Annotated in this window: 22 protein-coding genes; 8 read left to right on the top strand and 14 right to left on the bottom strand. The window is 41.4% G+C overall.

Annotated features, from left to right (window positions below):
• The first annotated feature begins 96 nt into the window (after nucleotides 1-96).
• Nucleotides 97-1,650, top strand: a complete 1,554-nt coding sequence (locus tag H6F42_RS03560; protein ID WP_190397992.1) for a serine/threonine-protein kinase — start codon at nucleotides 97-99, stop codon at nucleotides 1,648-1,650.
• A 61-nt stretch (nucleotides 1,651-1,711) separates the two neighbouring features.
• Nucleotides 1,712-2,326 (top strand): ribonuclease HII, encoded by a 615-nt coding sequence (locus H6F42_RS03555; RefSeq protein ID WP_190397991.1) that lies wholly within the window; start codon nucleotides 1,712-1,714, stop codon nucleotides 2,324-2,326.
• Between the two features lie 83 nt (nucleotides 2,327-2,409).
• Here H6F42_RS03555 and H6F42_RS03550 read toward each other — a convergent pair whose 3' ends face one another.
• Nucleotides 2,410-3,024: a DedA family protein gene (locus H6F42_RS03550; protein WP_190397990.1), complete on the bottom strand. Its 615-nt coding sequence runs from the start codon at nucleotides 3,022-3,024 to the stop codon at nucleotides 2,410-2,412.
• A gap of 315 nt (nucleotides 3,025-3,339) precedes the next feature.
• Here H6F42_RS03550 and H6F42_RS03545 point away from each other — a divergent pair, with 315 nt between their 5' ends.
• Both H6F42_RS03545 and H6F42_RS03540 read left to right on the top strand, forming a co-directional pair.
• Nucleotides 3,340-3,885 carry a hypothetical protein gene (locus H6F42_RS03545; RefSeq protein WP_190397989.1) on the top strand — a complete coding sequence of 182 codons (546 nt, stop codon included), beginning with the start codon at nucleotides 3,340-3,342 and terminating at the stop codon, nucleotides 3,883-3,885.
• A 207-nt stretch (nucleotides 3,886-4,092) separates the two neighbouring features.
• Nucleotides 4,093-6,003, top strand: a complete 1,911-nt coding sequence (locus tag H6F42_RS03540) for a M24 family metallopeptidase (RefSeq protein ID WP_190397988.1) — start codon at nucleotides 4,093-4,095, stop codon at nucleotides 6,001-6,003.
• A gap of 136 nt (nucleotides 6,004-6,139) precedes the next feature.
• On the opposite strand, the gene H6F42_RS03535 is transcribed toward H6F42_RS03540, so the two are convergent.
• From H6F42_RS03535 to ftsH, 9 genes are all read right to left on the bottom strand, one after another.
• On the bottom strand, nucleotides 6,140-7,228 hold the full coding sequence (locus H6F42_RS03535; RefSeq protein ID WP_190397987.1) for a hybrid sensor histidine kinase/response regulator: 1,089 nt from the start codon (nucleotides 7,226-7,228) through the stop codon (nucleotides 6,140-6,142).
• A gap of 217 nt (nucleotides 7,229-7,445) precedes the next feature.
• Nucleotides 7,446-8,963, bottom strand: coding sequence for an ATP-binding protein (locus tag H6F42_RS03530; protein ID WP_190397986.1), 1,518 nt, complete (start codon nucleotides 8,961-8,963; stop codon nucleotides 7,446-7,448).
• A gap of 15 nt (nucleotides 8,964-8,978) precedes the next feature.
• Nucleotides 8,979-10,895 carry a histidine kinase dimerization/phosphoacceptor domain -containing protein gene (locus H6F42_RS03525; RefSeq protein WP_190397985.1) on the bottom strand — a complete coding sequence of 639 codons (1,917 nt, stop codon included), beginning with the start codon at nucleotides 10,893-10,895 and terminating at the stop codon, nucleotides 8,979-8,981.
• A 420-nt stretch (nucleotides 10,896-11,315) separates the two neighbouring features.
• Nucleotides 11,316-12,869, bottom strand: a complete 1,554-nt coding sequence (locus H6F42_RS03520; RefSeq protein WP_190397984.1) for a SpoIIE family protein phosphatase — start codon at nucleotides 12,867-12,869, stop codon at nucleotides 11,316-11,318.
• A gap of 501 nt (nucleotides 12,870-13,370) precedes the next feature.
• Nucleotides 13,371-13,793, bottom strand: a complete 423-nt coding sequence (locus tag H6F42_RS03515; RefSeq protein WP_190397983.1) for an ATP-binding protein — start codon at nucleotides 13,791-13,793, stop codon at nucleotides 13,371-13,373.
• Nucleotides 13,794-13,868: 75 nt separating this feature from the next.
• Entirely contained in the window at nucleotides 13,869-14,216 is a 348-nt protein-coding gene (locus H6F42_RS03510) for an STAS domain-containing protein (protein WP_190397982.1), read from the bottom strand.
• Nucleotides 14,217-14,385: 169 nt separating this feature from the next.
• Nucleotides 14,386-14,799, bottom strand: a complete 414-nt coding sequence (gene crcB, locus H6F42_RS03505; RefSeq protein ID WP_190397981.1) for a fluoride efflux transporter CrcB — start codon at nucleotides 14,797-14,799, stop codon at nucleotides 14,386-14,388.
• Nucleotides 14,800-14,843: 44 nt separating this feature from the next.
• Nucleotides 14,844-15,233, bottom strand: a complete 390-nt coding sequence (gene crcB / locus H6F42_RS03500; protein ID WP_190397980.1) for a fluoride efflux transporter CrcB — start codon at nucleotides 15,231-15,233, stop codon at nucleotides 14,844-14,846.
• A 176-nt stretch (nucleotides 15,234-15,409) separates the two neighbouring features.
• Nucleotides 15,410-17,296 carry an ATP-dependent zinc metalloprotease FtsH gene (gene ftsH, locus H6F42_RS03495; RefSeq protein ID WP_190397979.1) on the bottom strand — a complete coding sequence of 629 codons (1,887 nt, stop codon included), beginning with the start codon at nucleotides 17,294-17,296 and terminating at the stop codon, nucleotides 15,410-15,412.
• Between the two features lie 545 nt (nucleotides 17,297-17,841).
• Between ftsH and H6F42_RS03490 the strand changes: the two genes are divergently transcribed.
• Both H6F42_RS03490 and H6F42_RS03485 read left to right on the top strand, forming a co-directional pair.
• Entirely contained in the window at nucleotides 17,842-18,399 is a 558-nt protein-coding gene (locus H6F42_RS03490) for a hypothetical protein (RefSeq protein ID WP_242018313.1), read from the top strand.
• On the top strand, nucleotides 18,396-18,851 hold the full coding sequence (locus H6F42_RS03485; protein WP_190397978.1) for a hypothetical protein: 456 nt from the start codon (nucleotides 18,396-18,398) through the stop codon (nucleotides 18,849-18,851). The genes H6F42_RS03490 and H6F42_RS03485 overlap by 4 nt, the downstream gene beginning before the upstream one ends.
• 60 nt (nucleotides 18,852-18,911) lie before the next feature.
• Here H6F42_RS03485 and H6F42_RS03480 read toward each other — a convergent pair whose 3' ends face one another.
• On the bottom strand, nucleotides 18,912-20,561 hold the full coding sequence (locus tag H6F42_RS03480; protein ID WP_190397977.1) for an ABC transporter substrate-binding protein: 1,650 nt from the start codon (nucleotides 20,559-20,561) through the stop codon (nucleotides 18,912-18,914).
• A 344-nt stretch (nucleotides 20,562-20,905) separates the two neighbouring features.
• Here H6F42_RS03480 and H6F42_RS03475 point away from each other — a divergent pair, with 344 nt between their 5' ends.
• On the top strand, nucleotides 20,906-21,472 hold the full coding sequence (locus H6F42_RS03475; protein ID WP_190397976.1) for a hypothetical protein: 567 nt from the start codon (nucleotides 20,906-20,908) through the stop codon (nucleotides 21,470-21,472).
• A gap of 30 nt (nucleotides 21,473-21,502) precedes the next feature.
• Here H6F42_RS03475 and rsmD read toward each other — a convergent pair whose 3' ends face one another.
• Together rsmD and H6F42_RS03465 are read right to left on the bottom strand one after the other, a co-directional pair.
• Entirely contained in the window at nucleotides 21,503-22,054 is a 552-nt protein-coding gene (gene rsmD / locus H6F42_RS03470) for a 16S rRNA (guanine(966)-N(2))-methyltransferase RsmD (RefSeq protein ID WP_190397975.1), read from the bottom strand.
• Between the two features lie 110 nt (nucleotides 22,055-22,164).
• Complete coding sequence (locus H6F42_RS03465; RefSeq protein WP_190397974.1) at nucleotides 22,165-22,704, bottom strand: hypothetical protein; 540 nt, start codon at nucleotides 22,702-22,704, stop codon at nucleotides 22,165-22,167.
• Nucleotides 22,705-23,094: 390 nt separating this feature from the next.
• Between H6F42_RS03465 and H6F42_RS03460 the strand changes: the two genes are divergently transcribed.
• Nucleotides 23,095-24,198 (top strand): potassium channel protein, encoded by a 1,104-nt coding sequence (locus tag H6F42_RS03460; RefSeq protein ID WP_190397973.1) that lies wholly within the window; start codon nucleotides 23,095-23,097, stop codon nucleotides 24,196-24,198.
• A gap of 110 nt (nucleotides 24,199-24,308) precedes the next feature.
• Here H6F42_RS03460 and H6F42_RS03455 read toward each other — a convergent pair whose 3' ends face one another.
• Nucleotides 24,309-26,624, bottom strand: a complete 2,316-nt coding sequence (locus H6F42_RS03455; protein ID WP_190397972.1) for an NB-ARC domain-containing protein — start codon at nucleotides 26,622-26,624, stop codon at nucleotides 24,309-24,311.
• Nucleotides 26,625-26,758 lie beyond the last annotated feature (134 nt).

Below are 26,758 nucleotides of genomic sequence, written 5' to 3'. Positions count from 1 at the left end.
GAAGGGAGTAATTTATAAATTAAACATAACTACATAGGAAAACTTGCCATAAAATAGAGAGCGTGCTTAGCACCTGCGCTCATTTATAAGGCAACTATGCAAGGCAAGTTACTCGATCGCCGCTATCGCATTCTTAGGGAATTAGCAGAAGGAGGATTTTCGCAAACCTACCTTGCTGAAGATACCCGTTTGCCCAAAAATCCTAAATGCGTGGTGAAACATCTCAATCCCACCATTGACGATCCTGTCTTTACCCAAAAGGCTTTAGAGCTTTTTAAAGCAGAAGCGGAGACATTACAGGAATTAGGAAGACACGATCGCATTCCGCAACTATATGCCTATTTCCAAGAAAACAAAGAATTCTATCTAGTTCAAGAATATATTGCAGGGCATCCTCTCAGTACTGAAATGCCGCCTGCTAGTCAAATGGCTGAGGCAAGAGTAGCGCAGATTATCAAAGAAATTCTCGAGATTCTCCATTTTGTCCATAAATATAATGTGATTCATCGCGATATTAAGCCTAGTAATATTATTCGCCGCCATAATGATGGCAAATTAGTTCTCATTGATTTTGGCACTGTGAAGCAAGTGCAAATGGAAGTTGCTAGCGCCCATAACAAAGCAAGGGTAACTTTGCCCATCGGAACCCCCGGTTATATGTCCTACGAGCAGGAGCGCGGACAGTCTGTCGCCTGTAGCGATATTTACTCCTTGGGAATGGTAGCCCTGCAAGCGCTGTCTGGCAAACATCCCAGCCAATTCTCGCGGGATCGCGACAATGAGATTACTTGGCGCAGCTATGCCAAAGTTAGCCGTGAATTTGCCACAGTCTTAGATCGCATGACCCGTTGCAATCCTCGCGATCGCTACCAAAATGTTGATGAAGTCCTGAAGGACATGGTGAAGTTGCCGAAATTGAGTAACCAATCGCCGCGAATCATGGACGATCGCGAAGTGAGCGTAAATCCTTGGCTATTACCATCGATAATTGTACTAATGGTATGTGCTTCAGGATTTTATCTAATTAGTACAGGTACTTTCAAAAATTTGATAGCTCCTTCACCAATCGCTAGTCCTCCCCAAAGCCCTAAAATTAGCCCTACAAATAATCCAGAACCGACCGCCATTCCTTCGGCTAGTCCTTCGATAACTCCCAATAGTGAAACATCTAATGATGGTAAACCTGACTATACCCAACTAAAAATCTATCTCAAAGACAAAAACTGGAAAGCTGCCGATAAAGAAACCTATCTCCAATTGCTAAAAGCAGCAGGTAGTCAATCCTATAGAGATGGAACCTTTTATAGTGATGAATTTAATCGAATTAGTTGCGCTGATTTGGTTTTAATCGATCAACTATGGACACAGGCTAGCAACGGTAAGCAGGGCTTAAGTCCTCAGAAAAAGATCTATGAAGAGAATGGTAAAGATATTCGTAAAACCTACGAGATAAGCGGCTGGATAAGTCCATCGGGAGAGTTAGCGATCGATACTGCATACGATCGCGCAGCTTCTAGATGGGAATATATCGAAGGTCGTCAGCCCAATTTTCAAAGCCCGCCCATTGGTCATTTACCATTTTTACTCCGCGATCCCAATAAAAATTTAGAGAGAATGTCGAGCTTTTACAAATGCTCAGCATCTAAATAACAGAGAAAATGGCAGAGCCATTTTCTCTGTTATTTAGGTGTGACTTTTAGTTACCAAAAATATGGAAAAAGAAGATTTAAGATTATTGGAAATAGAACATCATCCTGTTGCAGGGATAGATGAAGTTGGGAGAGGTGCATTATTTGGGGAAGTTGTGGCGGCGGCGGTAATTCTGCCCTTGGATAAATTAACCCACTTAGAAAACTTAGGTGTAACCGACAGTAAGAAGTTATCCGCCAAAAGACGAGAGCAACTAGATCTAGTTATTCGTGAAGTCGCGATCGCCTATGCAATTGGTTCCGCTTCAGTATCCGAAATAGATGCGATGAATATTCTGTCAGCGAGTTTATTGGCGATGGAAAGAGCGATCGCCCAGTTACAACCGCAGCCAAAACATTGTCTCATCGATGGTAATCAGCCTCTACGCTTTCAGCTAATCGCGCCTATTGCTCAAACCACTGTAATTAAAGGGGATTCGCACTCATTGGCGATCGCGGCGGCAAGTATTGTGGCAAAGGTATGGCGCGATCGCCAAATGATTGAATTATCAGAAATTTACAAGGATTACGATATTGCTACTAATAAGGGTTACGGCACTGCAAAGCATCGACAGGCGATCGCCCAGTTTGGCTACAGTGACTTACACCGCAAATCTTTCAAAATAAAAGAGATTTAACCAACTGCTAAGCAGTTGGTTAAATCTCTTTTATTTTGAAAATTTCTTAAAAGTGTTGCTTCGCAACACTTTTAAGAAATTTTTTAAGATCGAGATCGCTTCCATAGGCGATAGCCAATAAAAGCAGCGATCGCGAATAGCACCCCAAAAACAACAACCTTTGTAATCACATCAATGTAATCTTCCACCAACTTGTAATTTTTGCCTAAAAAATAACCCGCATAGGTTAATAAAGCCACCCAGCCCACTGTGCCAATGGTCGAGTAAAGAAAAAATGGCAACAGGGGCATTTTACTGATCCCCGCAGGGACAGAAATCAAAGTACGAATCCCCGGAACTAATCGCCCTAGCAATACCGCCTTAGCGCCATGCTTTTGAAACCATTGCACAGATTTATCAATATCGCCTGCGGAAATGCCGATCCATTTGCCATAGCGTCCTGCTAACACCTCCAAACGATTCTGTCCCAAGAGCAGCCCTGCGTAGTACCAAGGGATTGCGCCTAAAATCGTGCCAATTACCCCCACCACGATCGCGGGCAAGACTTGAATCTGAGAATTAGGAAAAGTTGCCGTATAGCCTGCGAGGGGCATAATCAACTCTGAGGGAATGGGGGGGAACAGATTTTCTAAAAACATTAATAGCCCAATCCCCAGATAACCTAGGGAGTTCATTGTGTTTGTGATCCATTCCTGCATTGCGCTTACCAAAATTACGGCGATACCATAATATAGCTGTCGCCAGTCCTGTTGCCAAATATTGTGACGTGACGCTCTGGGTTTGTCTGGTTAAGCCCCAAACCCAAAAGCGAGTGGTGGCGCTTCGCGCCGCCACTCGCTAGAGACAAAGTTAGGAAATCGTAGCGAAAATGGCGATCGCTATTAAATATAGGCATTACTTTAATTAAAGTATCTTATTGAGTCTATAGAGTAATATCAATTCATAGATTGTTGTTATCCTAGACACACTGAAATTAATTCAATTTCATCCAAGGCACATATGCCCGCTTGCTCATGAAAAAGTCATCTGTTTATCGAGCTTTGCAAATCGCCTCTGCTGTTGCAGTTTATTCCTTGACTTCAGTATGGGCTTCCACAAATCATGTAGATATCGTTTCTAATACAATTACGAGTATCAATTCTCTATTAGTGATTTTGGCGATCGCCGTAGTATTTCCCTACTTCTGCTTTAAAGCATTAGCGAAACTCTACACACCTCCCGCCTCAAGAGCTATGGATAATTCTTCATCTAGCCCAAATGCCCCATTAAATCCCGAAGAGAGGGAGGTGCTTGGAGCAGATATTAGTAAAACTATGCGCTATCGAGGAAGTTCCTATGGAGAAGCTTTAAGGACAAAATCAGATATTGAAGTTGAAGAACTCCCAGTAAAAACAGAGCAACCTGTATTTAAATATCGAGGAGTAGTTATAGAAAATTCTCCTAACGGTCAAAATATTCCTTCTGAAAGCCAAGCAGAACTTTTATCTCCCGAAGATTCTCCTCAAAAAGCTGCAAAACCCAAGGAAAGAATTAAATATCGTGGTTCCTACGTGGATTAGAAGCAAAAAGATTGCTTCCCAATCTTTTTGCTTCTAATCCACATAGGCATAACTAAATATAAAACCCCAATAAGCTAATTCGCCCGCTTCGCGGGCGAATTAGCTTATTGGGGTTCTTGGTTTTATTAAGCCGAGGTACTTAATCGCTATAACGAGATCGGTTAGACTGAATATAATATGTCTTAATCTCTAATAGCAAAAAAATTCATGGTTTTATCACAGTCTTTGCCCACCGAATTGCCACTGACATCCGTTGATTTAACTGGAACTGCCTATAAATTTGCTGCTTTGCGATCGCAACTTATCAAACATAAACTAGATGCTTATTTTGTCCCCTCGGCGGACGAACATCTCAATGAATATCTTCCCGAAGCAAAACAACGTCGTCAATGGATTAGTGGCTTCACAGGCTCGGCAGGAGATTTCTTGATTAGTGCCGATCAAGCATGGATATTTGTTGATTCCCGTTATTACGAACAAGCAGATATGCAAGTGGAGGCAAATCTCCAAAAAGTTTGTAAAGTGGGATTAGATGGGCATCAAACCGTAACCGAAGTCCTTGAGGAACTTGGACAGAAGTCTCTTAATCAATTGCAGTCCTTCCGTCTAGGAATCGATCCCTTTACGATTACAGTCTCTCAATATCGGCAATTTTCCGAAAAATTAGGAGCTAGTGGAATCGAGATAGTTCCGATTGTGGATAATCTGGTGGATGCCGTGCGATCGCAGAATCCTTGGGCAGAAAGTGAGCCAATACCCGCCTTTGGTGACCAGCCCGTTATTCCATTGCCTGACTCCATTACTGGCGAAAGCCTAGCCAAAAAGTTAGAGCGCGTCCGTCAAGTAATGGACAAAAAGAAAGCCTCAATTTTGCCTGTAACTAAACTTGATCAGATCGCATGGCTCTATAATTTGCGCGGTCGTGATGTGGAATGCAATCCTGTCTTCATTAGCTATGCGATCGTTACCAAAAATGCAGCCTATCTATTTACGAATACATCTCGTATTGATGACGCAGTGCGGCAACACCTTGAGGGACAGGTACAGCTTTTAGAATATAACCAATATCTACCGAAGCTTCAAGAGCTAGTCACTAATTATCACAATGTCCCAAATGTCTTAATGGCGATCGCCCAAACGACCTTCGGAACTTATCTGCAACTGAAGGAAGCAAAGGCGAAAATCATTGAAGGCGAACATCCCGTAGAAAATTTCAAATCCCATAAAAATGAGATTGAAATTGCTCAAATGCAACAAGCTAACCTCAATGCAAGTTTGGCTAAGACCTTAACGATTAAATGGATAGAAGATCAGATCAGCGCCAATATTTCGATTAGTGAGCGCGATGTAGCTAATGAAATCGAAGGTTTATATAAACAGCAAGAAGGATTCTATGATCTTAGTTTTCCGACGATTGCAGGAACGGGCGCAAATGGCTCCATTGTGCATTACAGCAATCCCAATCCTGAGTGCAAGTTAATCAAGGGGGATTTATTGCTGTTAGATTCAGGCTCCCAATTTTACGGTGGTACTACCGACGATACGCGATCGCTAAGTATTGGCGAACCTACCGCCGAACAACGCGATCGCTACACCGAAGTCCTGAAATCTCATATCAATTGCGCCATGCAAAGATTTCCCAAAGGAACCACAGGTAGTCAAATCGATGGGATTGCCCGTTCTTCGCTTTGGCAAAGTGGACTAGACTATGGACATGGCACTGGGCATGGGGTGGGCGTATTTCTCAATGTCCATGAGGGACCGAATGGTATCAGTAAGCGCGTCAACCAATCCCTTGAACTCGGTACAATCAACAGCATTGAGCCGGGATATTATCAGCCCAAGTGGGGTGGAATTCGCTTAGAAAATCTCTATTTTGTAAAGGAGTTCCAGCCTAAATCAGCTAATACCACTGAGAAAGAAGCTAATTCTACGCCTTGGTATGAATTTGAGTCTTTGACCTATATTCCCTTTGACAAAAAGTTAATTGATCGCTCTAAGCTCAATCCGTCACAAATTGCATGGCTAGAGGCTTATTACACCAAAGTGATCGAGAAACTATCACCCCTGCTTACCGAAGAAGAAAGAGCATGGCTCACCACCAACTGTACCTTGTAATACCAAATGAAGAAATGGCGTAGCAATTTCTTCATTTGGTATTACAAGATTTGGGTTTTAAATCACAAAAGTGTGACAACACTTTTGTGATTTGGTATAAGCTGAGATTAGGGATGTGCGGCTTCGCCGCACATCCCTAATGCCCAATAGGGAACTTGATGCAGACAGAAGTTTGTCTGCCGATAATACTTTCTACTGATAACTCACCACCGTATAATTCGATAATTCGCTTAGATATGATTAAACCCAATCCATTCCCTTGCTGCTCATAATATTGGCGATCAAACTGCATATATGCGCCAATATTAGCTATTTGTTCGGTGGTCATCCCACGCCCGCGATCGCAAATATATAAGCTTAAAAATTTCTGATCGAGCGTACTAAACAATCGGACAGCACTATCCACTGGAGAGAACTTAAAAGCATTATCAACTAGTTCCTCGATTACTTTGTTGAGATGCTTAGACGCAATTCTGAGGGGAACACTTTCCAAATTCATTTCTAAATCTTCAGTCCTATTTGCCTTTTCTGCACAGGTACGCGCAGCTAGCAATATTACCGATTCAGTATCATTATTTTGAGGATAATCCTGCCAAGTTTGCGAACCTGCTGCTTTCTCTTCCAACTCAGAAAAGATGATAAAATTCTGCACTAATCTATTTAGGCGATCGCTACTATTTTGAATAACCGCAATGGATTCGATCAATTCATTAGCGGTCATATTGTCATGGAAGTTGGATAGCAAATCTGCCATTCCCATAATCCCATGTAGAGGCGTTAGGAGTTCATGGGGTAAATAGGAAGCTATATTGCGCCTCAAGTTGTCTAATTTCGCAGTACTTGCTTGCCTAAGGGCTTCTTGTTTCTCAATTCTTGCCGAAATTGTTTTTAATAACTCTAGAGCCGTAAATGGTTTAGTTAAATAATCATCGGCTCCCAACTCCATGCCTTCGCGAATATCTTCGCGAGTTGTTTTGGCAGTGAGAAAAACGACTGGAATTGTTGCTGTCAAAGAATTCTGACGTAACGCTATTAAAACTCCAAATCCGTCTAATTCTGGCATCATCACATCGCACAAAATCAAATCAGGAATTACTGCCTTGGCAATTTGCACGCCAATAATCCCATTTTGAGCAGTAATTACATCAAAATTATTTAAGGATAAAATATCTTGAATATCTTCTAAAATTAGGGAATTATCTTCAATAACTAAAATTCGCTTCATAAAAGCCGATCCGTGACTGCTCAATTAATTTATAAGGAAGAGAAAACACATTTAACCAAGGCGTAAGAGCGTGTTTGAGAAGTCTCCTATCTAGCATAAATTTCTGCTTTTACCCCCCTTAATCCCCCCTTTGAAAGGGGGGAAACTTGAATCCTCCCCCTTTCAAGGGGGAGTTAGAGGGGGTAAAAAACTTCTCAAACACGCTCTAAGCCTCCTATTAATTAATTGGTAAAATCACCGTAAAAATAGTTCCTTGATTGACTTTACTTTTTAAGGTAATTTCACCTCCATGAATATCCACGGCATGTTTAACGATCGCCAATCCTAGCCCCGTACCTTTAATGCCACTGACATTAGATCCTCGATGATAAAGATTAAACACAGAGGGTAAATCGTCTTCAGGAATTCCAATACCGTGATCTTGAATCTGCAATATTGCTTTAGGCTGACTGCCTCTCTCATAGGAAAGACTAAGCTGAATATCAACGTCTTCGCCAGAATATTTAATCGCATTAGACAGTAAGTTTCGGAGAATGTAACTTATCAAATTCACATCAATATCAACTAGTTGATTATCGCCATCACAGGAAAAGTCAATCGCCAACGGTACATTTTTAGTAGGAAAGTACTTAAATTCCTCCACAATGTCTAAACAAAGTTTTTCTAAATCTATGGAAGTTGGATTGAAATTGGATAGCCCCAGCGCGAATTTGCCAAGAGTCAGCATATTTTCGACTAAAATAGTCATCTGCACAACCGCATCTTTAATTCGCTTTAATCGATTTAATTTCTTGTCATCGGGATAATTAGGTTCTTCTAAAAGATTGGCTGAAAGCATAATATTCGTCAGAAAAGTACGCATCTCATGGGATGACATCGCAATAAATTGGGATTTAAGCTTGTTAAGTTCTTTTTCGTTGTTTAGCGCTCGGCTAATTTCACTTTTTTCGGACTCCAAGGTTTCGGCTTTGCGCCGATCGCTGATATCCCAAAGCACCAAAACCGCTCCATCGATTGAGTCTGCGACTTTACGAATTGGTGATGCACTATCGCCAACAGATTTTTTGATGCCATACCGATCAATTACCGCCGTATAATCTTTGAGATACGCTACTTTCCCAGTTTGTAATACCGCAGGAACTGGATTTGCGACTTCAGCTCCGCTATTTTCATCGATCAATTGAACGACCTCAGTCACATTTCTTCCTAAAGCCTCTAAATGTGACCATCCTGTTAAACTTTCGGCAGCAGGATTCATATAAGTAACGATGGCTACGCTATCAGTAGCGATTACGGCATCACTGGTCGATCTCAAAATCGTGGAAAGAAAGTTCTCTCGTTCGGCTAGTTTCCTTTCCATTTGATGTTTGTACAGGGATGTTTCAATCACAACCCGCAAATCTCTTTCATCAAAGGGCTTGACAAGATAGCCAAATGGCTCAGAAATTTTGGCGCGGGTAAGAGTTGACTCATCTGTATGCGCCGTAATGTAAACCACAGGAATTTGAAATTCTTCGCGTAAGATCGTGGCGATCGCAATGCCATCTTGTGCCGACCCCCTTAAAATGATGTCCATCAATACCAAATCGGGCATATTTTGGCAGACGCTAGCCAGAGCCGCTTCATCGGAAGTAACCATATCGGTGACAATATATCCCAATGAAGTTAATTCTTCAGAAATGACTCGCGCTGTAATTACCTCGTCTTCAACCACTAGAATTTTGATTGCTGACATTTTCAGCTTTCCCCTTTAAATCGCTACAATGCTTTTAATTTTAAATGAAATTTTAAAAACTGTACCATGAAAATTTTCTAATAAAACCTCTCCTTTCAATTGTTCAGTAACCAGAGAATAAACTAGTTGTAATCCTAAGTTCTTAGCATATTTGAGATCAATTTCTTCAGCCATCCCTACACCGTCATCACGGACGATCAGTTCATAGCTGTCTTGACCGTTTTTAGCGAACTCAATCATAATTTGCCCCGTTTGACCTTCAGGAAAGGCATACTTAAAGCAATTAGAGACTAATTCGTTAATAATCAAGCCGCAATACATAGCTGTATCCATATCCACATTAATGGACTCGACATCAATATTCAAAGAAATCGCCATGGATTGAGATGCATAGGACTTTCGTAAATTTCGAGTTAAGCTTTGGATATAAGCGATAAAATCAATATTTTCGATATTCTTTGATTGGTACAACTTTTCATGGAGTAGCGCCATGGACTGAATGCGATCGCGGCTGCTATAGAGAATTTCGCGCATTTTCTGATCTTGGACTTGTCTAGCTTGTAGATATAGCAAGCCTGAAACAATTTGCAAATTATTTTTCACCCGATGATGAACTTCTTTCATTAAAATAATTTCGCGCTCATAGGAAGCCCTTAATTCCGCTTCTGATTGTTTGCGCCAAGTAATATCGAGAGCCACACAGCCAATTCCATTAATTTCTCCATTGTGATCGTGATGGGGTTCAACTGTCAAATCAAAATATCGCTTTTGACCTTCAGCAGTGACAAATACCTCTTCTCGCCCGCCCACGCCGCTTGTCAGTACTCGCTGTTTGATATTACTTATTTTTTGAGCTTCCTCTGGAACTAAAAAGAGATCGAAATCCTTCTTGCCAATTATTTCGTCAGGATTAATATTTAAAGCGGGGTTATAAATCCAAGTGTATCGTAAATCCAGATCTTGCATGAAAACTGTGATGGGTGAATTTTTAAGCACTAAGTCAAAGCGTTCTTCTGTAAGCTTGCGCTCATTAACTTCTATCTCTAATTCAGCATTAGCTTGAGATAGCTCAAGGGTGCGTTCTTGAACCTTCGCTTCTAACTCAATATTCAGGTTATGAATACGTTCTTCAGTCAGTTTGCGATCGTTAATATCCTTAACCCGCACCAAATGAATATTTTTCCCCGCCACATTAATAGGCTTAGAGGCGATACTACCCCAAAAAGACTTACCTTTTCTAGTGACATATTCTATTTCACTAGTCCAAAAACCGAATTTCTGCATATCTGCAACTCTGGCGATAATCTCATCATCGGTAAATTGTTGCTTCTGAAGGGGCTGAACCTCAATACCGATTAACTCTGACTTGCTATTGGCTTCAAACATTTCCACAGCCCGTTGATTGCAATCAAAAATCAGCAGGCTGATGGGATCGACCAAAAAAAGAGCATCGGTTGATTCGTTATAAATTGCTTCCCTAAGATCTCGACTACGGGTAAGTTCTATCTCTACTTGCTTGCGTTCTTGAATTTCTTTCGCAAGTTCTTCATTCATCGCCACTAATTGAGATGGGCTAGGAAGTTCTAGAGCTTGAGGAATTAAGGGGATAAAACTTGCCGCAGTATAGATGGATATAATGGCAGTGAGCGATTTAATCACTCCTGACAGCCAGTAACTAGGATGCCAAAGTGTCCATATATCCATTACGTGGGTAGTTCCACAAAAAATGATAAATAGACCAAACAACAAAAAAATTCGCTGAAAAGGTAAATCTTTGCGCTTGCGAATAAAATAGAGTAGTCCAATCGGAATTGAGTAATAGGCGATCGCTATGAACAGGTCAGATAGAATATGTAGCCATACCAGCCAAGGATTCCATAGATAGCAATGTCCGTGGGGGATAAATGAACCAGAATCAAAAAACTCCAGCATTAGTTCCATTTTAAATAAATTTATATTGATAAATTAAATTAGCAAATTCTAAAGTAAGCACAATTAAATATAAAATCCAAAGAATCGAATTCATACTGAAGATTTATATTTTTATTATAATCCTGTTAAAGGACAGCATTAACGCATCCCCAGCAATACAGTCTGTTGCAGCTTTATGTAAGTACCTCGGCTTAATATAAGCTAATTCGCCCGCGAAGCGGGCGAATTAGCTTATTTGGGTTTTATATTTAATTATGCCAACCTACTTAGTATGGATATGGTCACCAACCCCAGAAGACGAGTTGCGGTGCTTCGCACCGCAACTCGTCTTCTGGGGTTGTGAGAATAATTAATGAAGTGCTGCATACCAATTCTTAGAAGAGCGAAAAGTATTTTTGTCTGAATAATTAGCCCAAATATCTAGCCCAAATATCGTAAGGAAAGAATTGTAATATCGTCTGACTGAGCAACATTACCAGAGAACACAAAAATATTACTCTCCAGTCTCTCAACTATTTCCTGCGAAGTGATTTGAGGGGGGAATTCACCCAACACTTCACCTGTTCTTTGGGTTGTAAAAAATTCCCGTTGTGCATTTTCTGCTTCAGTTACACCGTCTGTGTAAACCAGCAAAGTATCCTCAGGCTCTAGAGTCAACTCCGCTATCCCATAGTTTGCTTGCTGCGAAATACCGAGTAGCATTCCCTTTGGGACGTTGATTAATTCTACAGAGCGATCGCCACGCTTTAAAAAAGGTCGATTATGCCCACCATTGACGTAAATCAGCTTGCCCTCATTGACATCAAAAATCCCGACAAACATGGTCACAAACATAAAATCCTTGTTGCTTTCACACAAATATTGATTGATAGAACTAAAAATTGAGTCCAGAGAATTAAGTCTAGATATCATTAATCGCAACAAAGTAATTACACGAATCATGAATAAGGCAGCAGGAATACCTTTCCCTGAAACATCGCCAGCTGCAATACAGATATGACGCTCATCCAACTCTAAACAATCAAAGAAATCTCCCCCTACCTCTTTAGCAGGAATAACTTTTGCAAATACATCCACTCGCGGATGATTGGGGAAAACTGGCATCTGAGGCAAAATATTAGACTGAATTTTACTAGCAGCCTTTAAATCCCTATTGATTAGCTCAAAAAATAATTGCTTTTCTAAAGCGATTTCATTATGTCTTCGCATTCGACTAGATAGCCCTTGAAGTAAATTTTTCACAAATTGAGGAATAGTAACTAGTCTTTCCCAAAAAACAGTTTCCTGAATTGCCACAATTTGACAATCGCCATCCGCAACAACATAGGCGGAAGCAGGTTTATTCTCAAGAATAGACATCTCACCAATACATTCCCCTGAGGAAATCATAAATCCTAAATTAACATCAATAACTAACTCATTAACATTAGCTAGGCAAACTTGTAAATTACCTGACAGTAACAAATATAATTTATGATTTTCTTGCCCTGGAGTAATTAGAATTTCCCCATCTCTTAATTTTACAAATTCAAACTGAGGTAATAATAATTCGATAGTTTTAATATCAACCCCCTTAAAAATAGAGCAAGAAAAAATTGCCATTACGACAGAGCGATCGCTGTCTAATAATTGATCTTGATCTATAGGCAATAGCTCTGGATTAAAGTCATAAGTAACCCCAAATTTGACAACACTATCATCCAGTATTTTTACCCAAATAATCTTGACAATAATCGGCTCCAGATTGTCAATTTTAATCCGACAAAGAGTATCTTTTTGGATAGGTTCCGATGTAACGCAGAGAATACCGCAACCCCCAAAAGAAGAATCAATCACTATTCCTTTTGATAAGGGCAAAAAGCTCTCCGTTTGAGCATTTATGCTCAGATCAACTGCCACAGATGTCCCATAGGCTAATTCTTGCCTCAGATACATCCTTTTTTCTCTACTAAAATCTTGAATAGCTTTGACCATTTTATTGTTTTAATTACAGTGCTTTACACTGCTTCATAGCCTCACAGACTTACAGAAATAAGTCTTTTATTGCAAGCAAGTTTTCCTACCTCAGAAGCAGATTGCGGCGCTTCGCACCGCAATCTGCTTCTGAGCTTTTGGGTTGTACTATTATTATCTATTTCCTTTCTGAAACCAAACGGCAACACTAATTTATAAAAATGCAACCACACTCTCATAAACTCAGAGCTAACCTAAAAAAGGATATACAGCGCTTTGCGCTTATTTGAAACCCAAAAATATTTTTGAAAGCGTTGCTTCGCACCGCTTTCAAAAATATTTCTGTACCACTCAAAGCATCAATAGGCTATATCAAAGCTTAAAGTAAATTTATTTTTTAAAAGCTAAGCCTATGACTGGCTTTAAAAGACAAATTTGGGAGTTTTTAGTACCAAAGTCGCTAAAAACTCCCAAATTTGTTTCATCATGAAAATTGCTAGCTCAATAAGCATTGAGCTTGAACTATGCAACTGCATCCAAATCTTTAATAGCTAATGTCAGGATATTCTCATTATCAATCCTTTCATAGAGAAACTCATCCGCATAATTGCGAATTAAATGAATACCAAGCCCACCTTCTTGAGCTGCTTCTAAGCTATTTGGCAATTGAGCTTCTGGGTAAGCAAGTGGATCGAAGAAAAAGCCGCGATCGCGCAGAGATACCGTTACAGTATTTTCTTCCTTCAACAAGTCCACAAAGATGTCATGCTCACCCATATTTTCATAAGCATTTTGAATAATATTAGTGACTGCTTCTTCTGTGGCTAGTTGTAATCTAAAAGTACCTCTATGGGAAATACCTAGTAATTTAGATAGATCGCCAATCCAGTTACTCAAAACCTCCAAGTCTTCAAACCGATTTTTTAAGGTTAGTTGGTATGACATGAGCTTATATTGAGGAGGATAAGTACAACTTAATTAGTTAGTAGCTCAGTTACAGGTTCGGCGGTGATTCACTGATTAAGCGGGAGCGGTTAAAGCAATAATAGCTTCGTCTAAATCATCAAACATAGGAATCAGTTGAGAAAATCCTGCCGTTTCTAGAGCTTCGCGGACAAGTGGCTGAGGTTGAAGCAATACCATTTTGTTACCTCGATTATTCACGCCCCTAGCTGCGGAAATCAGAGTACGCATTCCCAAAGAAACTAAAAACTCTACCTCTGACATATCTACTACAACTGGCTGACTACTACTACCAATTTTTAGAGCAAACTCATTGTCAATCTCCAGAGTCCCTTTCATGTCCATGCGCCCGATTAACTTAGCCTGCCGAATACCGTTACTTAAATCGCTAATCTCTAATTTCATTCTTGTATGACCCTATAAACTCAGTTTGGAAGCTTACTATAAAGCAGGCGCAATTCTTAAAATTATAATTTAAAGCTAACTTTCTAGCGAGTGACTCAGGATACATAGAGCCAATGCTAAGGCGATCCCGTAGCAACAGATTAGTACGGATTCTAAATGCCTCTAGAAGCTAAGGCTCTGCTTGTCGATCGCTTGCTCTAGCTAATAAAACACCGATTTGGATACCAATCATGCCTGCGATCGCACTACCAATCCCATAAATTAACATCGCGGTGATGTTGCCCTTAGTTAAAAAATTATTTGTTTCTAAGCCATAGGTAGAAAAGGTAGTGTATGCACCGCAGAAACCTGTAGTTGTCATCAATCGGAATTCTGGTGAAATAATCCGAATCTTCTCAACCGCTAGCGTCAAAATATAGGCAATCAATAAACAGCCCGATACGTTAATAAAGAATGTGCCGTAAAAGCCAAAACCCTCTCCAAATATAGCTTTTACGCCTTCTGTGATGTAAAAACGACTTAATGCTCCAAAAATTGCACCGATCGCGATCGCTAGTGGAAAACGTCCTTTCAAAAAGTTCATTGTTACTTGGCTTGAGAATTAATAATTACGCATTGAAGTTTGAATTACTTGACAAAAAGTTTGGCGATCGCTCCCCCTAAAAGCACTGCGCCCAAACCAAAGAGCGCACTCCCCGCCCAATAAAAAGCCGTTGCTACCATCTGCTTGCTCCGCCATAACGTCAGCGTATCAAAGCCATAAGTAGAAAATGTGGTGTAAGAACCTAAAAATCCAGTTCTAATTAATAAATCTAATTCGGTAGGATAACCCGTGATTCCTTGGGAAATCGCAAAAAAGAAGCCCATTGCTAAGCAACCAGTGAGATTAATTCCAAAAGTAGCATAGGGAAAATGATTACCAAATTTTGCTTTTGTCCATTCTGTAATATAAAAACGCGACAAAGCTCCAAAGACTGCACCTGACGCGATCGCGATCGCATTAGTTATATCTGACATTGGTGATTACAGTGTAGCGGTAGTCACTTATATTAGGACAAATCAAAACCCAAGAAGCGAGTGGCGGCGCTTCGCGCCGCCACTCGCTTCTTGGGTTTGTTTCCTAACAAGAATGGCAACAGCTATCAATAAAAAAGAGAGGACGCATTGCGTCCTCTCTTTTTTATTGATAGCTTTTAAATTTGAGGAACAAAACGTTCTTTTATGGGAAGAGCTGTGTACTCAGAGATAATACGGCGGAATTCATCACCGTCAAGAGTTTCTGCTTCCACTAGAAGATCAACAACGCGATCGATTGCAGCACGGTTTTCATACACGATTTGCAGAGCCGTTTGATAACACTTCTGTACGATTTCGCGAACCTGTTGATCGACCTTTGCCGAAATATCTTCAGAGTATTGAGAACCGCCACCCATGCTGCGTCCTAGAAATACTTCGGAGCTTTGACCTTCAAGGGCAAGTTGACCAATATTTGACATACCAAAACGAGTCACCATCTGACGCGCCATGCCGCTTACTTGTTGTAAGTCACCACCCGCACCAGTAGTTACTTCCGCAGCTCCAAATACTGCTTCTTCGGCAGCACGTCCACCGAGGGCGGCTGTAATCCGAGCGAGGATTTGACCACGAGAGATTAAAGTTTGTTCTTCGTCAGGAGTGAACCATGTCAAACCAGCCGCTTGACCTCTAGGAATGAGAGTTACCTTTTGAACAGGATCATGATCCTTCATCAAAGTACCAACGATCGCATGACCAACTTCGTGATAAGCAATCAAACGCTTATTACGGCTATCAACGAGAGCTTTACCTTCGAGTCCAGCGATGATCCTATCTACGGCATCATCGATTTCTGCCATGGTCATCGCATCCTTGCGACGACGGGCGGTGAGAATCGCGGCTTCATTAAGCAAGTTCGCAAGGTCAGCACCTGCAAATCCGGGGGTACGACGGGCGATCGCTTCTAAAGAAACTTCAGGGCTAATCTTTTTGTCGCGAGCATGAACATTCAATACTTGTAGACGACCTTTGATGTCAGGTGGATCAACACCGATTTGGCGATCGAAACGACCGGGACGCAATAGGGCTGAGTCAAGTACATCGGCGCGGTTAGTTGCCGCAATGACGATCACACCAGAGTTACCTTCAAAACCATCCATTTCCGTAAGGATTTGGTTGAGGGTTTGTTCGCGTTCATCATTACCGCCACCAATACCAGCGCCACGTTGACGACCGACAGCATCAATTTCATCAATAAAGATGATGCAAGGTGCATTTTCCTTGGCTTTCTTAAACAAGTCGCGCACGCGGGATGCACCAACACCCACAAACATTTCGACAAATTCAGAACCTGATACGGAGAAGAAAGGTACGCCAGCTTCACCAGCGATCGCTTTGGCTAGCAAAGTCTTACCAGTTCCGGGAGGACCAATTAATAAAACGCCTTTAGGAATCTTTGCGCCAACGGCTGTAAAGCGTTCAGGCTTCTTCAAGAAAGTCACAACTTCTTGCAATTCTTCCTTCGCTTCTTCGATACCCGCGACATCATCAAACATCACGCCAGTCTTGGCATCCATTGCAAAACGCGCTTTGGATTTACCAAAGTCCATAGCTTGTCCGGGTCCACCCATTTGATTGGAGCGACGGAATAGGAAGAATAAACCAGCAAGTAAAGCGATCGGAAAAATTAAATTACTAACAAAATTCCAGATTGCACCATTGTTGCTAGGTGGATAAATAGCAAGATCCACACCACCTTCATTGAGTTTTTCCATCAACTCTGGTGCGTATAGAGGCAAATCAACTCTAGCGCGTTGCTCTTTACCCTCAATTTGGGGATCGCTTGCTACGATTACCGCCGTGCGTCCACCATCAAAAATATCCACCTTGCGTACCCGATGTTCATCAAGGTATTCAAGGAATCTACCGTAGGCAATACGGGTATTTGCCGCATTGACCGTAGGGCGATTAGGAGCAGGACGAGCAACTATTGTTTGCCAACCAAAAAAGCCAATTATTGCTATGGGCAGTAACCACAGCAGTGCAGTTCTCCAAGAGGATTTCATATAACAGAGAGCCTCATGCTCAAAAAAAGTTTCTTAACTAAACTTAACTTACCACGATCATCAAGTAATGTAATAACGCGATCGCAAATATCTATCCAAAGAGAAGCTAGCGACTGAATGCAAGCTCTACACCACTCTAGATGGCTATAGGTTGCTTTAGCTTTGGTATTACTCCGATAATTTAGGGGTGTGCGGCGAAGCCACGCACCCCTAAATTATTTACAGTAAGATAAAGTACTAATTTTTTGGGTCACAAATGCGGCCCCAAAAATCATATATAGATGTTGCCATTCTTGTTAGGACACAAAACCGAGAAACGAGTTACAGCGCTTCACGCTGCACTCGTTTCTTGGTTTTTAATTTATCCTACTGCTAGTGACCACAGCTATAGCTGGAACAAAGACTTTAATAATTAGTCCTAGTATTCAAGCAGGATGCAAATATCTTGACTAGTCTCTAAATAGTATGTTGCTTTTTCTTTAAATTTTATTTGTTTAAATTTTAGTTTCTTAACCTGTGTCTTCTTATCTTGAGTGGATTTAATTATGGACACTTACAGTTCAAAAATGGGCTTGAAAATAGACTCAAAAAAAGGCGATCAGTCTAAATCGATCGCTAAAACCTTTGGACAATCATTTATGATGAAATTGAGTGGGGGAATACTCAGCAGCGTGATCTTATCCTTGGCGATCGCTTCGCCTAGCTTTTCCCAAAACACTGTATCCCTAGGACGCAATTTTCGACCTGATCCTGTAGCTTTACAGGGCAACTCTAGTGGAACAGCAAGCATTGCCGAGATCGCAGGTATTGCGGATAATTGCCGTGGTTTTGCTAATGCTAAACCAAATCATACTATTACTTTGAGAGAGAATTTTCCTGTAATGGATATGTTGGTCTATAGCAGCAACATCAATGATGATCCGACGATGTTGATTAAAGGACCTAACGGAATTGTGATTTGTGCGGATGATGAGTCTGGTGGTCGCAACCCCCAAGTTACTAGGCGATTGCCCAAGGGTAATTATCAAGTATGGATCGGCTCTAAAAACATTAATCAGTCTTTTCGATATACTTTGTCTTTGAGTGAAATACGTCAAAAATGAAACCCTTGAAACTGCCGATCGCTTTATTAGGCTTTGCACTAGCACCGATATTTTTCATGCCTTTAGCTCCGACGATGAGCCAAGAGTCATTAAAGTCAGTGGCTCCAAGATTTGCTCCTGATCCGCAAGTATATGCGGGGACATCAGGCGGAGATGTACCTCTGCAATCCCTTGTTTCAGGCAAGGCTAATGGGCAATGTCAAGGGCTTGCTAACCAAAAGCCCAATCATTTTTTTACTGTCCAAAAGAGTTTTGGATTTTTAAGCTTAAAGGTATCGGGTGATCGCAACTTCTCGCTATTAGTTAAAGGTCCTGATGGCATTTATTGTCGTAATGGTCGCAATGCTGAACTATCGGGGGCTTGGGCAGAAGGAAGGTATGAGATTTGGGTAGGTACTGCCAATGGGGAAAGCACCGCCTATCGATTATCAATTAGCGAAACTAATCAATAAATAAAAAAGTCGGCGCAAAGTGCCGACTTTTTTATTTATTGATTAGTTTGGGCTTTGAGATTATTTAGAAATATTCCAATAGGGGAGTTGTTGATTAGGTTCGATCTTTACACCTAGTACTCCTTTTTGGGCAAAGGCATACTCTTTGTTTTGCCAAAGGGGAATAAATGGAACATCCTGAGCCAAAATATCTTGGATTCTCTGAAGTTGCTGCGATCGCTTAGTGACATCACGCTCTTTGCGCTGTTTCGCGATTAATTCATTCATTTCAGGATTGTTGTAAAAAGAGCCTTGAAATTGACTACTTCCCTTTTTACAGACATTTTTTTCAGCCTCTTCACATTCTAAAAATGGCTTGATGTAATTATCGGGGTCAAGAATATCGGGAACCCAATCCAAGAGATAGCTAGAATATACGCCCTTATCTAAAAACGCATAGCCCACAGTATTTTCCACTCGTTCAGTTTTAACTTGCAAAATCTTGCCGACATTTTTTTGAATCGCCGCACGCATGGTACTAGCAATCAAATCACCGTTACCACCATATTTAGGGGTATACCAAATGGTGACTTGGGCAGGTTTATCATCTGAATAACCAGCTTCTTGGAGCAACTGCCTTGCGAGCTTACCATTACCCTCCCCATACTTCTGCTCAAAAACTGGCTTTGACTCAGGAAAAGCACTAGGGATTAAGCTATAGAGTGGCGCACGTTGATTAAAAAATATGCGCGATTCTAGAAGAGGTCGATCAATAGAGGCGGCTAAAGCTTGACGCACCCGCACATCATTTAGGGGTGATTGCTGCGTATTTAAAACCATATACAGAATTGTCGCTCCCTGCCCTGAGGCGATCGTCCAACCGTTTTTTTGAGCATTGGCTTCGACGTTCTTAACTTGGGTGGGGGTCAAGGTCTGGAAGGCGACATCTACAGCCCCAATTTTGAAAGCATTGAGCAAATTGGCATTAGAACTAAAAAATTGAATATCAATACCTTTGTTAGCTGGCTTTTTACCCCAATAATCAGGGAAAGCATCAAGGCGTAAATAACTACCTTCGACAAACTGCGTCACTTGATAGGGGCCAGTACCAATGAGTTTATCGGGCAAAAATAGCAATTTGCCAGTTTTCTCGTCCTTGATATGTTTGTAGACCTGTGGAGAAATTGCCGCCGCCCCAGTGAAGGCTAAAAACTTAGGAAAAAACTGTAAGGGTTGTTTGAGCTTAAAAACGAGTTCATTTTCTGTAGGCGTGGAGATCGATTCGATGACATCGTTCAAAATGTAGGAGGGAGTGCCTTTTAAGTTTATAAAACGCTCCAAAGCAAACTTCATCGTATAAGCATTAAAATTCGTGCGATCGTGAAATTTGATACCTGTCCGCACAGGCACGGTATAAGTTAAGCCGTCTTCGCTCACTTTGGGCATCTCGGTCGCTAGTTGCGGCACGATCTCGTTAGACCCTTCTTTATAAGTATAGAGACGCTCAAGGGTGTTGTAAAAGACGTTACTAACAAAAAATTCGTTAGCATCGGCAGGATCAAGGGTGCGGATTTTGCTGGTTGTGCCTAAAACGATGCGCTCATCGGTGCGATCGCTAATTCCCAGTTTGCCATTATTAATATTTTTGCCGTTGGTGCAGCCCCAAATTACGGTTATTAAGAGGATGGCGATCGCAAACCAAGCCAAAAAGCGACGCAGCAAATATCTCATTGATCTACTTATTGATTTATTAGCCGAAAACACAACTACAACTGTATTTCTTACTGCTAAATCTTCTCACAATGTTGTAAGGGTTCCGCAATTTAATCAAGAACCAATTTTTGATGACGAAGCAAAGCTGCACCCTCAAAAATCGGGTTCTTTACTCTTTTCCCTACAGGTATAAGGATACGACGCGCCACTATATCAGAAGATAGAGTTGCGGCGCAAAGCGCCGCAACTCTATCTTCTGGGGCTTTATATCCTAACCAGAATGGCGGCAGCTATAATTCTGAAGGAGAAGAGAGTAGCATTAGTATTGTGGCAATATAGAATCTTAAAAATTCTAGAAAGTTATGAAAAAGCAAAATTCAAATCAACGCTTAAGCCCCAATTTATCCTACGCTCGACTTTCTCTCAACTTATCTAAATTTCTATTTATAGCTTGTATTTCTATCTTCAGCTATAGCCCCACTTTTACAGCGATCGCCAATGCGGAAAATAGTCAGCAATCACCTACATCAACTGTCTCCATAAAATCCAAAAAACAATTAGCAAGGGAACTCTTAGTTGAATTGGGGATTGGTAAGCAATATGACTTATCTTTCTGGAATATGGTTGACTTTGCTTACGGAACAGGAACCAGAACTAAGTTTAGTGAATGGTTACAACAGATGCTTGCCCAGTCGGCGGGCTGGAAGTATGTGGAACCTCAGTATGTTGCCAGTTTAGAAGCTAACTTTTCTGAAATGGAACTAATGGAATTATTGGATTTAGCCAAGCGTCCATTGATGAAAAAGTTAGTGAGATCGCAAATCCAAGCCTATGAAGAAACGGGTGAAAAGAGAGCTAGGTTAATTTTTAAAGTATGGGAAGACTACAATTCAGGCAAAATCAACATACCGCCTAATTTGTTGAAGTAATACCCAATTAAGAAATGGCGTAGCCATTTCTTAATTGGGTATTACTCGAGGATTGCGATAGAAGGTTAAAGCGGTCTGTCCATACTGGCGGCGATCGCAACAGGTAAGACTGCCAATATGGTCGGGCAAAGGACGTAGGCGATCGCCTTCGGCGATTACTAAAGCATCCTCTGCAAGTAATGCAGGTAAAACCATTAACACAGGCTGATATAGCTCACTTTGATAGGGAGGATCAAAATAAACTAAATCAAAAAATTGCGGTTGCAGCTTTGGTAAAACCTTAACCGCATCGCCTTTAATTACCTGAAAACTTTGAACTGATTTCGCGACCTTTTGCCAATTTTCATTGACGATGCGACAGGCGATCGCGGATAACTCAATCCCCACAACTTGATTAGCACCTCTAACCAAAGCCTCCGCCCCCATCGCCCCCGAACCCGCACAAATATCTAGCCAGTTTGCGCCATAAACCCGACTTTGCAAAATATTAAACACAGCCGCCCTCACCTTGCTTGGTGTAGGGCGTGTAGATAACCCTGCTGGAGTTTTTAGCGATCGCTCACCTTTAATACGAATGGACATTTAGATTACAACTAAGTAGGTAGGCACAATTAAATATAAAACCCAGAAGCGCTGATTCGCTCGCTTCGCGAGCGAATCAGCGCTTCTGGGTTTTGTTTCTTAGCGAACAATTAAAGCAAATGATTAGAAAATGAAAGTCCTTCAATTTGATCGATAGGAACCATCCAAATTTTATTTTGATAGGGTCGCCATACCGCACTCATAACATAGTGATTACGAATAGATATAATATGTACGTGAGGAATACCAGAAAATTTTGAGCAGGAACGCAAAAAATCTAATGTCCTAATTAAGCGACTATGGAGAAAGGTCGCCATCTCATCACTACAGTTCTGCCTCAACATTGGCACAACTTGAGGATCGCTATCACCCCTTAACTCATAAATAATATGGGTTTTGCCCTTGTACTCGATTTTGCGTGAACGTACTTCCCATCCACACAGCACACCAAAGCCGATCACAGCCATACCCAAGTCGATATGAAAATCTCGCATTTGAAATTTAGTGTTGCTACTCATATCGTTATGAGTGTTGTAACCCGTCCAAGTATGAAACTTTTCCAAGTTATCGTCATTGATATCAACGGCTGAACGATAGGGAGAAGTTACAACCCGACTGATTTGAGTATCTGAAGGAGGCTCTGATGTCATACTTGTCTCGTGAGTGAGAGCTTCTTATAGGGACTTTTGAAAGCCAAATATAGTTTGACTTTTAGTTTGACTTTCAAAAACCAATTTTGAAGTTTGCAGAGTTAAAGGCTCTGGAAACCCTAAAATTGGTTTCATGAGGAGAATTGCTGGACTGCTAGGTGCGACTTATTTATTAAATAAACTTTGTTCATTAATTTATTCAATAAAAGTAATTGAGTAAATAGGCTAAACAATCTAGACCCAAATAATAGCCAATTTTTAGGGCGATTTTTGTAGAACTGCCAACAAGTTTATCCCAGAAGCTTGATCAATATTGGTATAAGAAGCTTAACATTTTTTTACTTAAGTTATTAGTTAAATTCCTTACGGGTTAAAACTATACAGAAATGTATGCATCTTAAAAGTTCGCTTAACTACCAAGAGTTGCAACCAACTTTTTTAGAACGTGAACTGCGTCAATATAAACGCACTTTACTCCTAAATGTTGCAATTTTACTTGGACTAACGGTAACGGGTACGTTGGGATATCACTTTATCGAGAGATGGAGTTGGTTTGATTCACTGTACATGACGATTATTACCCTTGCGACTATTGGTTATGGGGAGACGAATCCCTTACACCTTGAGGGACGCATATTTACCATTACGTTAATCGTGCTAGGAGTTATTAGCATCAGCTATATTGCCGCTCAGTTTACAGCGGCGATCGCCAATGGGCATATCTACAATATTTTTCAGGCGAGGCGACAGAGAAAAATAATGGAGTCTTTGGACAAACATTACATAGTTTGCGGATTTGGGAGAACAGGACGACAGATTACGGCTGAGTTTGCCGCCGAAGGAAGCGTTACATTTGTGGTGATTGATAGCGATCCCAATGCGATCGCGCAGGCAGAACAGGCAGGATATTTGGCGGTACAAGGTGATGCGGCTCTTGATCACACTTTATTTTTTGCAGGCATAGAGCGAGCAGTTTGTATTGTGGCAGCATTGCCATCGGATGCTGAGAATTTATATACGGTGCTATCGGCAAAAACCTTAAATCCTGAAATTAGGGCGATCGCAAGGGCAAGTACGGAAGAAGCCATCCAAAAATTGCGGCGAGGTGGAGCCGACGAAGTGATTTCGCCTTATATTACGGGCGGCAAAAGGATGGCAGCCGTGGCATTGCGCCCACAGGTGATGGATTTTGTCGATGGCATCCTTGCGGGTTCTAATCGTTCATTTTATATAGAGGAATATCGAATTGATAATCCCAGTTATGTGGGCATATCACTCAAACAAGCAAGCTTGCGAGCGCAAACGGGTGCATTAGTATTAGCAATTCGGCGTGTAGATGGCGATTTAATTGCGGGCCCTGACGGCAATACAGAAATTTTACAGGGAGATGTTTTAATTTCGATGGGTACACCTGAGCAACTGCGCGCCTTAAATAAACTTCTCAGCCCTTTATCGAAAAAACAAAATATTTTGCGTCTGCCCCGCACTAAGTAGTAGGGCTGTAGCCAGTCTTGTGAGAACACAAAAACCAAGAAGCAAATGGCGGCGCTTTGCGCCGCCATTCGCTTTAATGCAAATGACTATGGCTATATATGAGCACATTCCTAATTTTTGAACGCTAAAAAATTTTCCATATGAGACATTTCTAATTTCATGCCTAAGCGGTAAAAACTTTCTTTGGCTTTTATTCCCCATTCTTGCGATCGCTCAAGATTGCCTTTAGCAAATTCGAGTCTGGCATAGCAACGCTCAAAAAAGGCGATTCTTTGGCGATCGTGATTACGTTCGGCGACAATAAATCCAGTCATTAGCAATTTTTCAGCTTTTGGAAAATCACCTTCGATGATCGCAATATCGGCTAACCAGCCCCTTGTGTAATTGGTGTAGCGTTGCCATTGAATCTCTAGAGCTAAATCTAGAGCAGTTTGGTAAAGTTCCTTGGCTTTAACATAATTTTGCTCTTCATAGAAAAGATCGGCTTTAGTACATAGTCCATAAATTTGAAAACGAGTGCGGTCGGGATCTTCAAGTTCTAAGGTGAGGCGATCGCAGGTTTCACTCCATTGACGTGCATTGGGGTATTCGCCCCTACGGATATGCAGAATTGCCAGATTATCGGCAATCTCACACCGTGTAAACATCGTGCCGTAGTCATTGCTGAGTTGCCATCCATAGGACAAATGATGTTCGGCATAGTCAAGCTGTCCCATCATTAGCATGATCCAACCACTCATCGCCCTTAGCTGTACCACCGTAAGCCAGTCTTCACGGCGTTCTCCCGCCTCAACGACCCAGCCTAAAATTGCCATACCCCGATCCCAGTGACCATATAAATAGAGATAATAGGCAAGGCTAACCCCAATGTCGCGCCCATCAATATAGCGATCGCGGATCGCGCACCAATCGAGAACTGAGGCAAGATTTTCCCATTCTTCTTCTAGGTAATCATAATTTGAATGCCAATCTCCCCAATCCTTGCCGCCATATTTCCGAGAAAATTCCAAATGCCAATTAATCCAGCGATCGCGCATTTCTGCTTCTTTTTCACTTTTCCTTTGCAATTCTTGGAGTGCATATTCACGGGTCAGCGATGACATTCCATAGCGTTCTCCTTCTTGAAAGACCAAAGAGAGCCTCTGCAACTTTGTTAAACTTTCACTGGCAATGACATCATTTGCTTCTAGTCCTGCGACAGAAATTAGCGCCTCATGTCTAGGGCTTTGGTGAAATAATGAGATCGCCAATAGCAACTGATAAGCGGGTCTATGGGAAATTGATTGAACAGAATTTTCAAAACAAAATCTACCAATATCTGCAAATAATTGGATTGCTGGATCAATTAGATTAGCGAAGGAAAACCCATTAGCTAGTTGTCCAATCGCATAGATCAGAGCTACAGGAACGCCGCCAAAACGTTGATATAACTGGAATATCTCCTCATCACTAAGATTGACTCCCTTTTCATCTGCTTGTTGGGCAATTAACTGCAAACTATCCATTTCTAATAATGCACCTAAACGCAGTGGCGCATAGATAACTTGCAGTTCGCGACTGGTGATCACTGCTTTGGTTGTGTTGGGTAAGTCATTGAGAAAGCTAATGATTTTCTCTTTATCTTCAATAGTCTCTAGGTTGTCAATGATCAAAAGTGTAGATTGGGCGCTCAGAGATTCCCGCACTTTTTGGAATTGTTCATCAGGATTAATTGCTTGGGTAATGGCTGGCGCATCAAGGGTAGTGGCGATCGCTTGGAAGATATCGAGCAAACTAACCTGACGTTTGAGCTTGGCGGTAATTCCTGTGGGTAGTAGATTGCTCTCTTTTGCGGACACAAAAATAATCGCCTCAAATTGCGGCGGTAAAACTTCTAAATCTGGAGTACTCAGTAACTTTAAATCGCCTCTATTTTCCTGCAAATATCGATATTCTAAGCACAGATAGGCGGCTTGTAATACTAGAGCAGTTTTACCGACCCCGCCCATGCCACTGATAGTAATAATTGGCGATCGGTAGTCTAGTGACATAAAATGTAGCAGTTTCTCTAGGTCGCTCTTACGTCCTAGAAATTCATTAGTTTGCGGTGGTAATCGCTGATTTGGAAGGCAAAGTAAGGCAGCACGATCAATTTTGGTTATTGGTTTTCTAGTAGCAAACTGGCGATCGCGTTTCCGAGAATTCTTTTGAGTCAGGTTGGATGCTTCACTACTTTCTGCAATATCTCGCCAATTTTCAATTCCGACAGCTTGGCAAATCCTGATAAACGAGTCATCACCGATATCTTCACCCGCCAGAAAGCGCTTGAGTCCAGAAACAGAGACGATGGCAGCCTGACACCAGCGCGTATCCTGTCGCTTCCAGCGTCTTTGCTGTCTCGCCTTATGGATTTTTGCTAAGCCTAGAACTGACGCTTTTAAAGGCATGGCGAATTTACTTGTTAGTAACTGATGTTACGTGGAAGGAATAGCCAGTTTTTGGAGTTGAGAGAAACTAGCCCTAATAGCATTGAAGTAGAGTTTAGACTTGAGAGCAAAGTGATTGAGTTTAGTTTTGATCC

The sequence above is a fragment of the Pseudanabaena sp. FACHB-1998 genome (assembly GCF_014696355.1).
Taxonomy (GTDB): Bacteria; Cyanobacteriota; Cyanobacteriia; order Pseudanabaenales; family Pseudanabaenaceae; genus Pseudanabaena.
This window is presented reverse-complemented; position numbering and strand designations above follow the sequence as displayed.

Bases quoted from the DNA above. Each gene is read 5' to 3' on its own strand.
- H6F42_RS03560 (WP_190397992.1), top strand. From the start codon at position 97: ATGCAAGGCAAGTTACTCGATCGCCGCTATCGCATTCTTAGGGAATTA.
- H6F42_RS03555 (WP_190397991.1), top strand. From the start codon at position 1,712: ATGGAAAAAGAAGATTTAAGATTATTGGAAATAGAACATCATCCTGTT.
- H6F42_RS03550 (WP_190397990.1), bottom strand. From the start codon at position 3,024: ATGCAGGAATGGATCACAAACACAATGAACTCCCTAGGTTATCTGGGG.
- H6F42_RS03545 (WP_190397989.1), top strand. From the start codon at position 3,340: ATGAAAAAGTCATCTGTTTATCGAGCTTTGCAAATCGCCTCTGCTGTT.
- H6F42_RS03540 (WP_190397988.1), top strand. From the start codon at position 4,093: ATGGTTTTATCACAGTCTTTGCCCACCGAATTGCCACTGACATCCGTT.
- H6F42_RS03535 (WP_190397987.1), bottom strand. From the start codon at position 7,228: ATGAAGCGAATTTTAGTTATTGAAGATAATTCCCTAATTTTAGAAGAT.
- H6F42_RS03530 (WP_190397986.1), bottom strand. From the start codon at position 8,963: ATGTCAGCAATCAAAATTCTAGTGGTTGAAGACGAGGTAATTACAGCG.
- H6F42_RS03525 (WP_190397985.1), bottom strand. From the start codon at position 10,895: ATGCTGGAGTTTTTTGATTCTGGTTCATTTATCCCCCACGGACATTGC.
- H6F42_RS03520 (WP_190397984.1), bottom strand. From the start codon at position 12,869: ATGGTCAAAGCTATTCAAGATTTTAGTAGAGAAAAAAGGATGTATCTG.
- H6F42_RS03515 (WP_190397983.1), bottom strand. From the start codon at position 13,793: ATGTCATACCAACTAACCTTAAAAAATCGGTTTGAAGACTTGGAGGTT.
- H6F42_RS03510 (WP_190397982.1), bottom strand. From the start codon at position 14,216: ATGAAATTAGAGATTAGCGATTTAAGTAACGGTATTCGGCAGGCTAAG.
- crcB (WP_190397981.1), bottom strand. From the start codon at position 14,799: ATGAACTTTTTGAAAGGACGTTTTCCACTAGCGATCGCGATCGGTGCA.
- crcB (WP_190397980.1), bottom strand. From the start codon at position 15,233: ATGTCAGATATAACTAATGCGATCGCGATCGCGTCAGGTGCAGTCTTT.
- ftsH (WP_190397979.1), bottom strand. From the start codon at position 17,296: ATGAAATCCTCTTGGAGAACTGCACTGCTGTGGTTACTGCCCATAGCA.
- H6F42_RS03490 (WP_242018313.1), top strand. From the start codon at position 17,842: ATGGACACTTACAGTTCAAAAATGGGCTTGAAAATAGACTCAAAAAAA.
- H6F42_RS03485 (WP_190397978.1), top strand. From the start codon at position 18,396: ATGAAACCCTTGAAACTGCCGATCGCTTTATTAGGCTTTGCACTAGCA.
- H6F42_RS03480 (WP_190397977.1), bottom strand. From the start codon at position 20,561: ATGAGATATTTGCTGCGTCGCTTTTTGGCTTGGTTTGCGATCGCCATC.
- H6F42_RS03475 (WP_190397976.1), top strand. From the start codon at position 20,906: ATGAAAAAGCAAAATTCAAATCAACGCTTAAGCCCCAATTTATCCTAC.
- rsmD (WP_190397975.1), bottom strand. From the start codon at position 22,054: ATGTCCATTCGTATTAAAGGTGAGCGATCGCTAAAAACTCCAGCAGGG.
- H6F42_RS03465 (WP_190397974.1), bottom strand. From the start codon at position 22,704: ATGACATCAGAGCCTCCTTCAGATACTCAAATCAGTCGGGTTGTAACT.
- H6F42_RS03460 (WP_190397973.1), top strand. From the start codon at position 23,095: ATGCATCTTAAAAGTTCGCTTAACTACCAAGAGTTGCAACCAACTTTT.
- H6F42_RS03455 (WP_190397972.1), bottom strand. From the start codon at position 26,624: ATGCCTTTAAAAGCGTCAGTTCTAGGCTTAGCAAAAATCCATAAGGCG.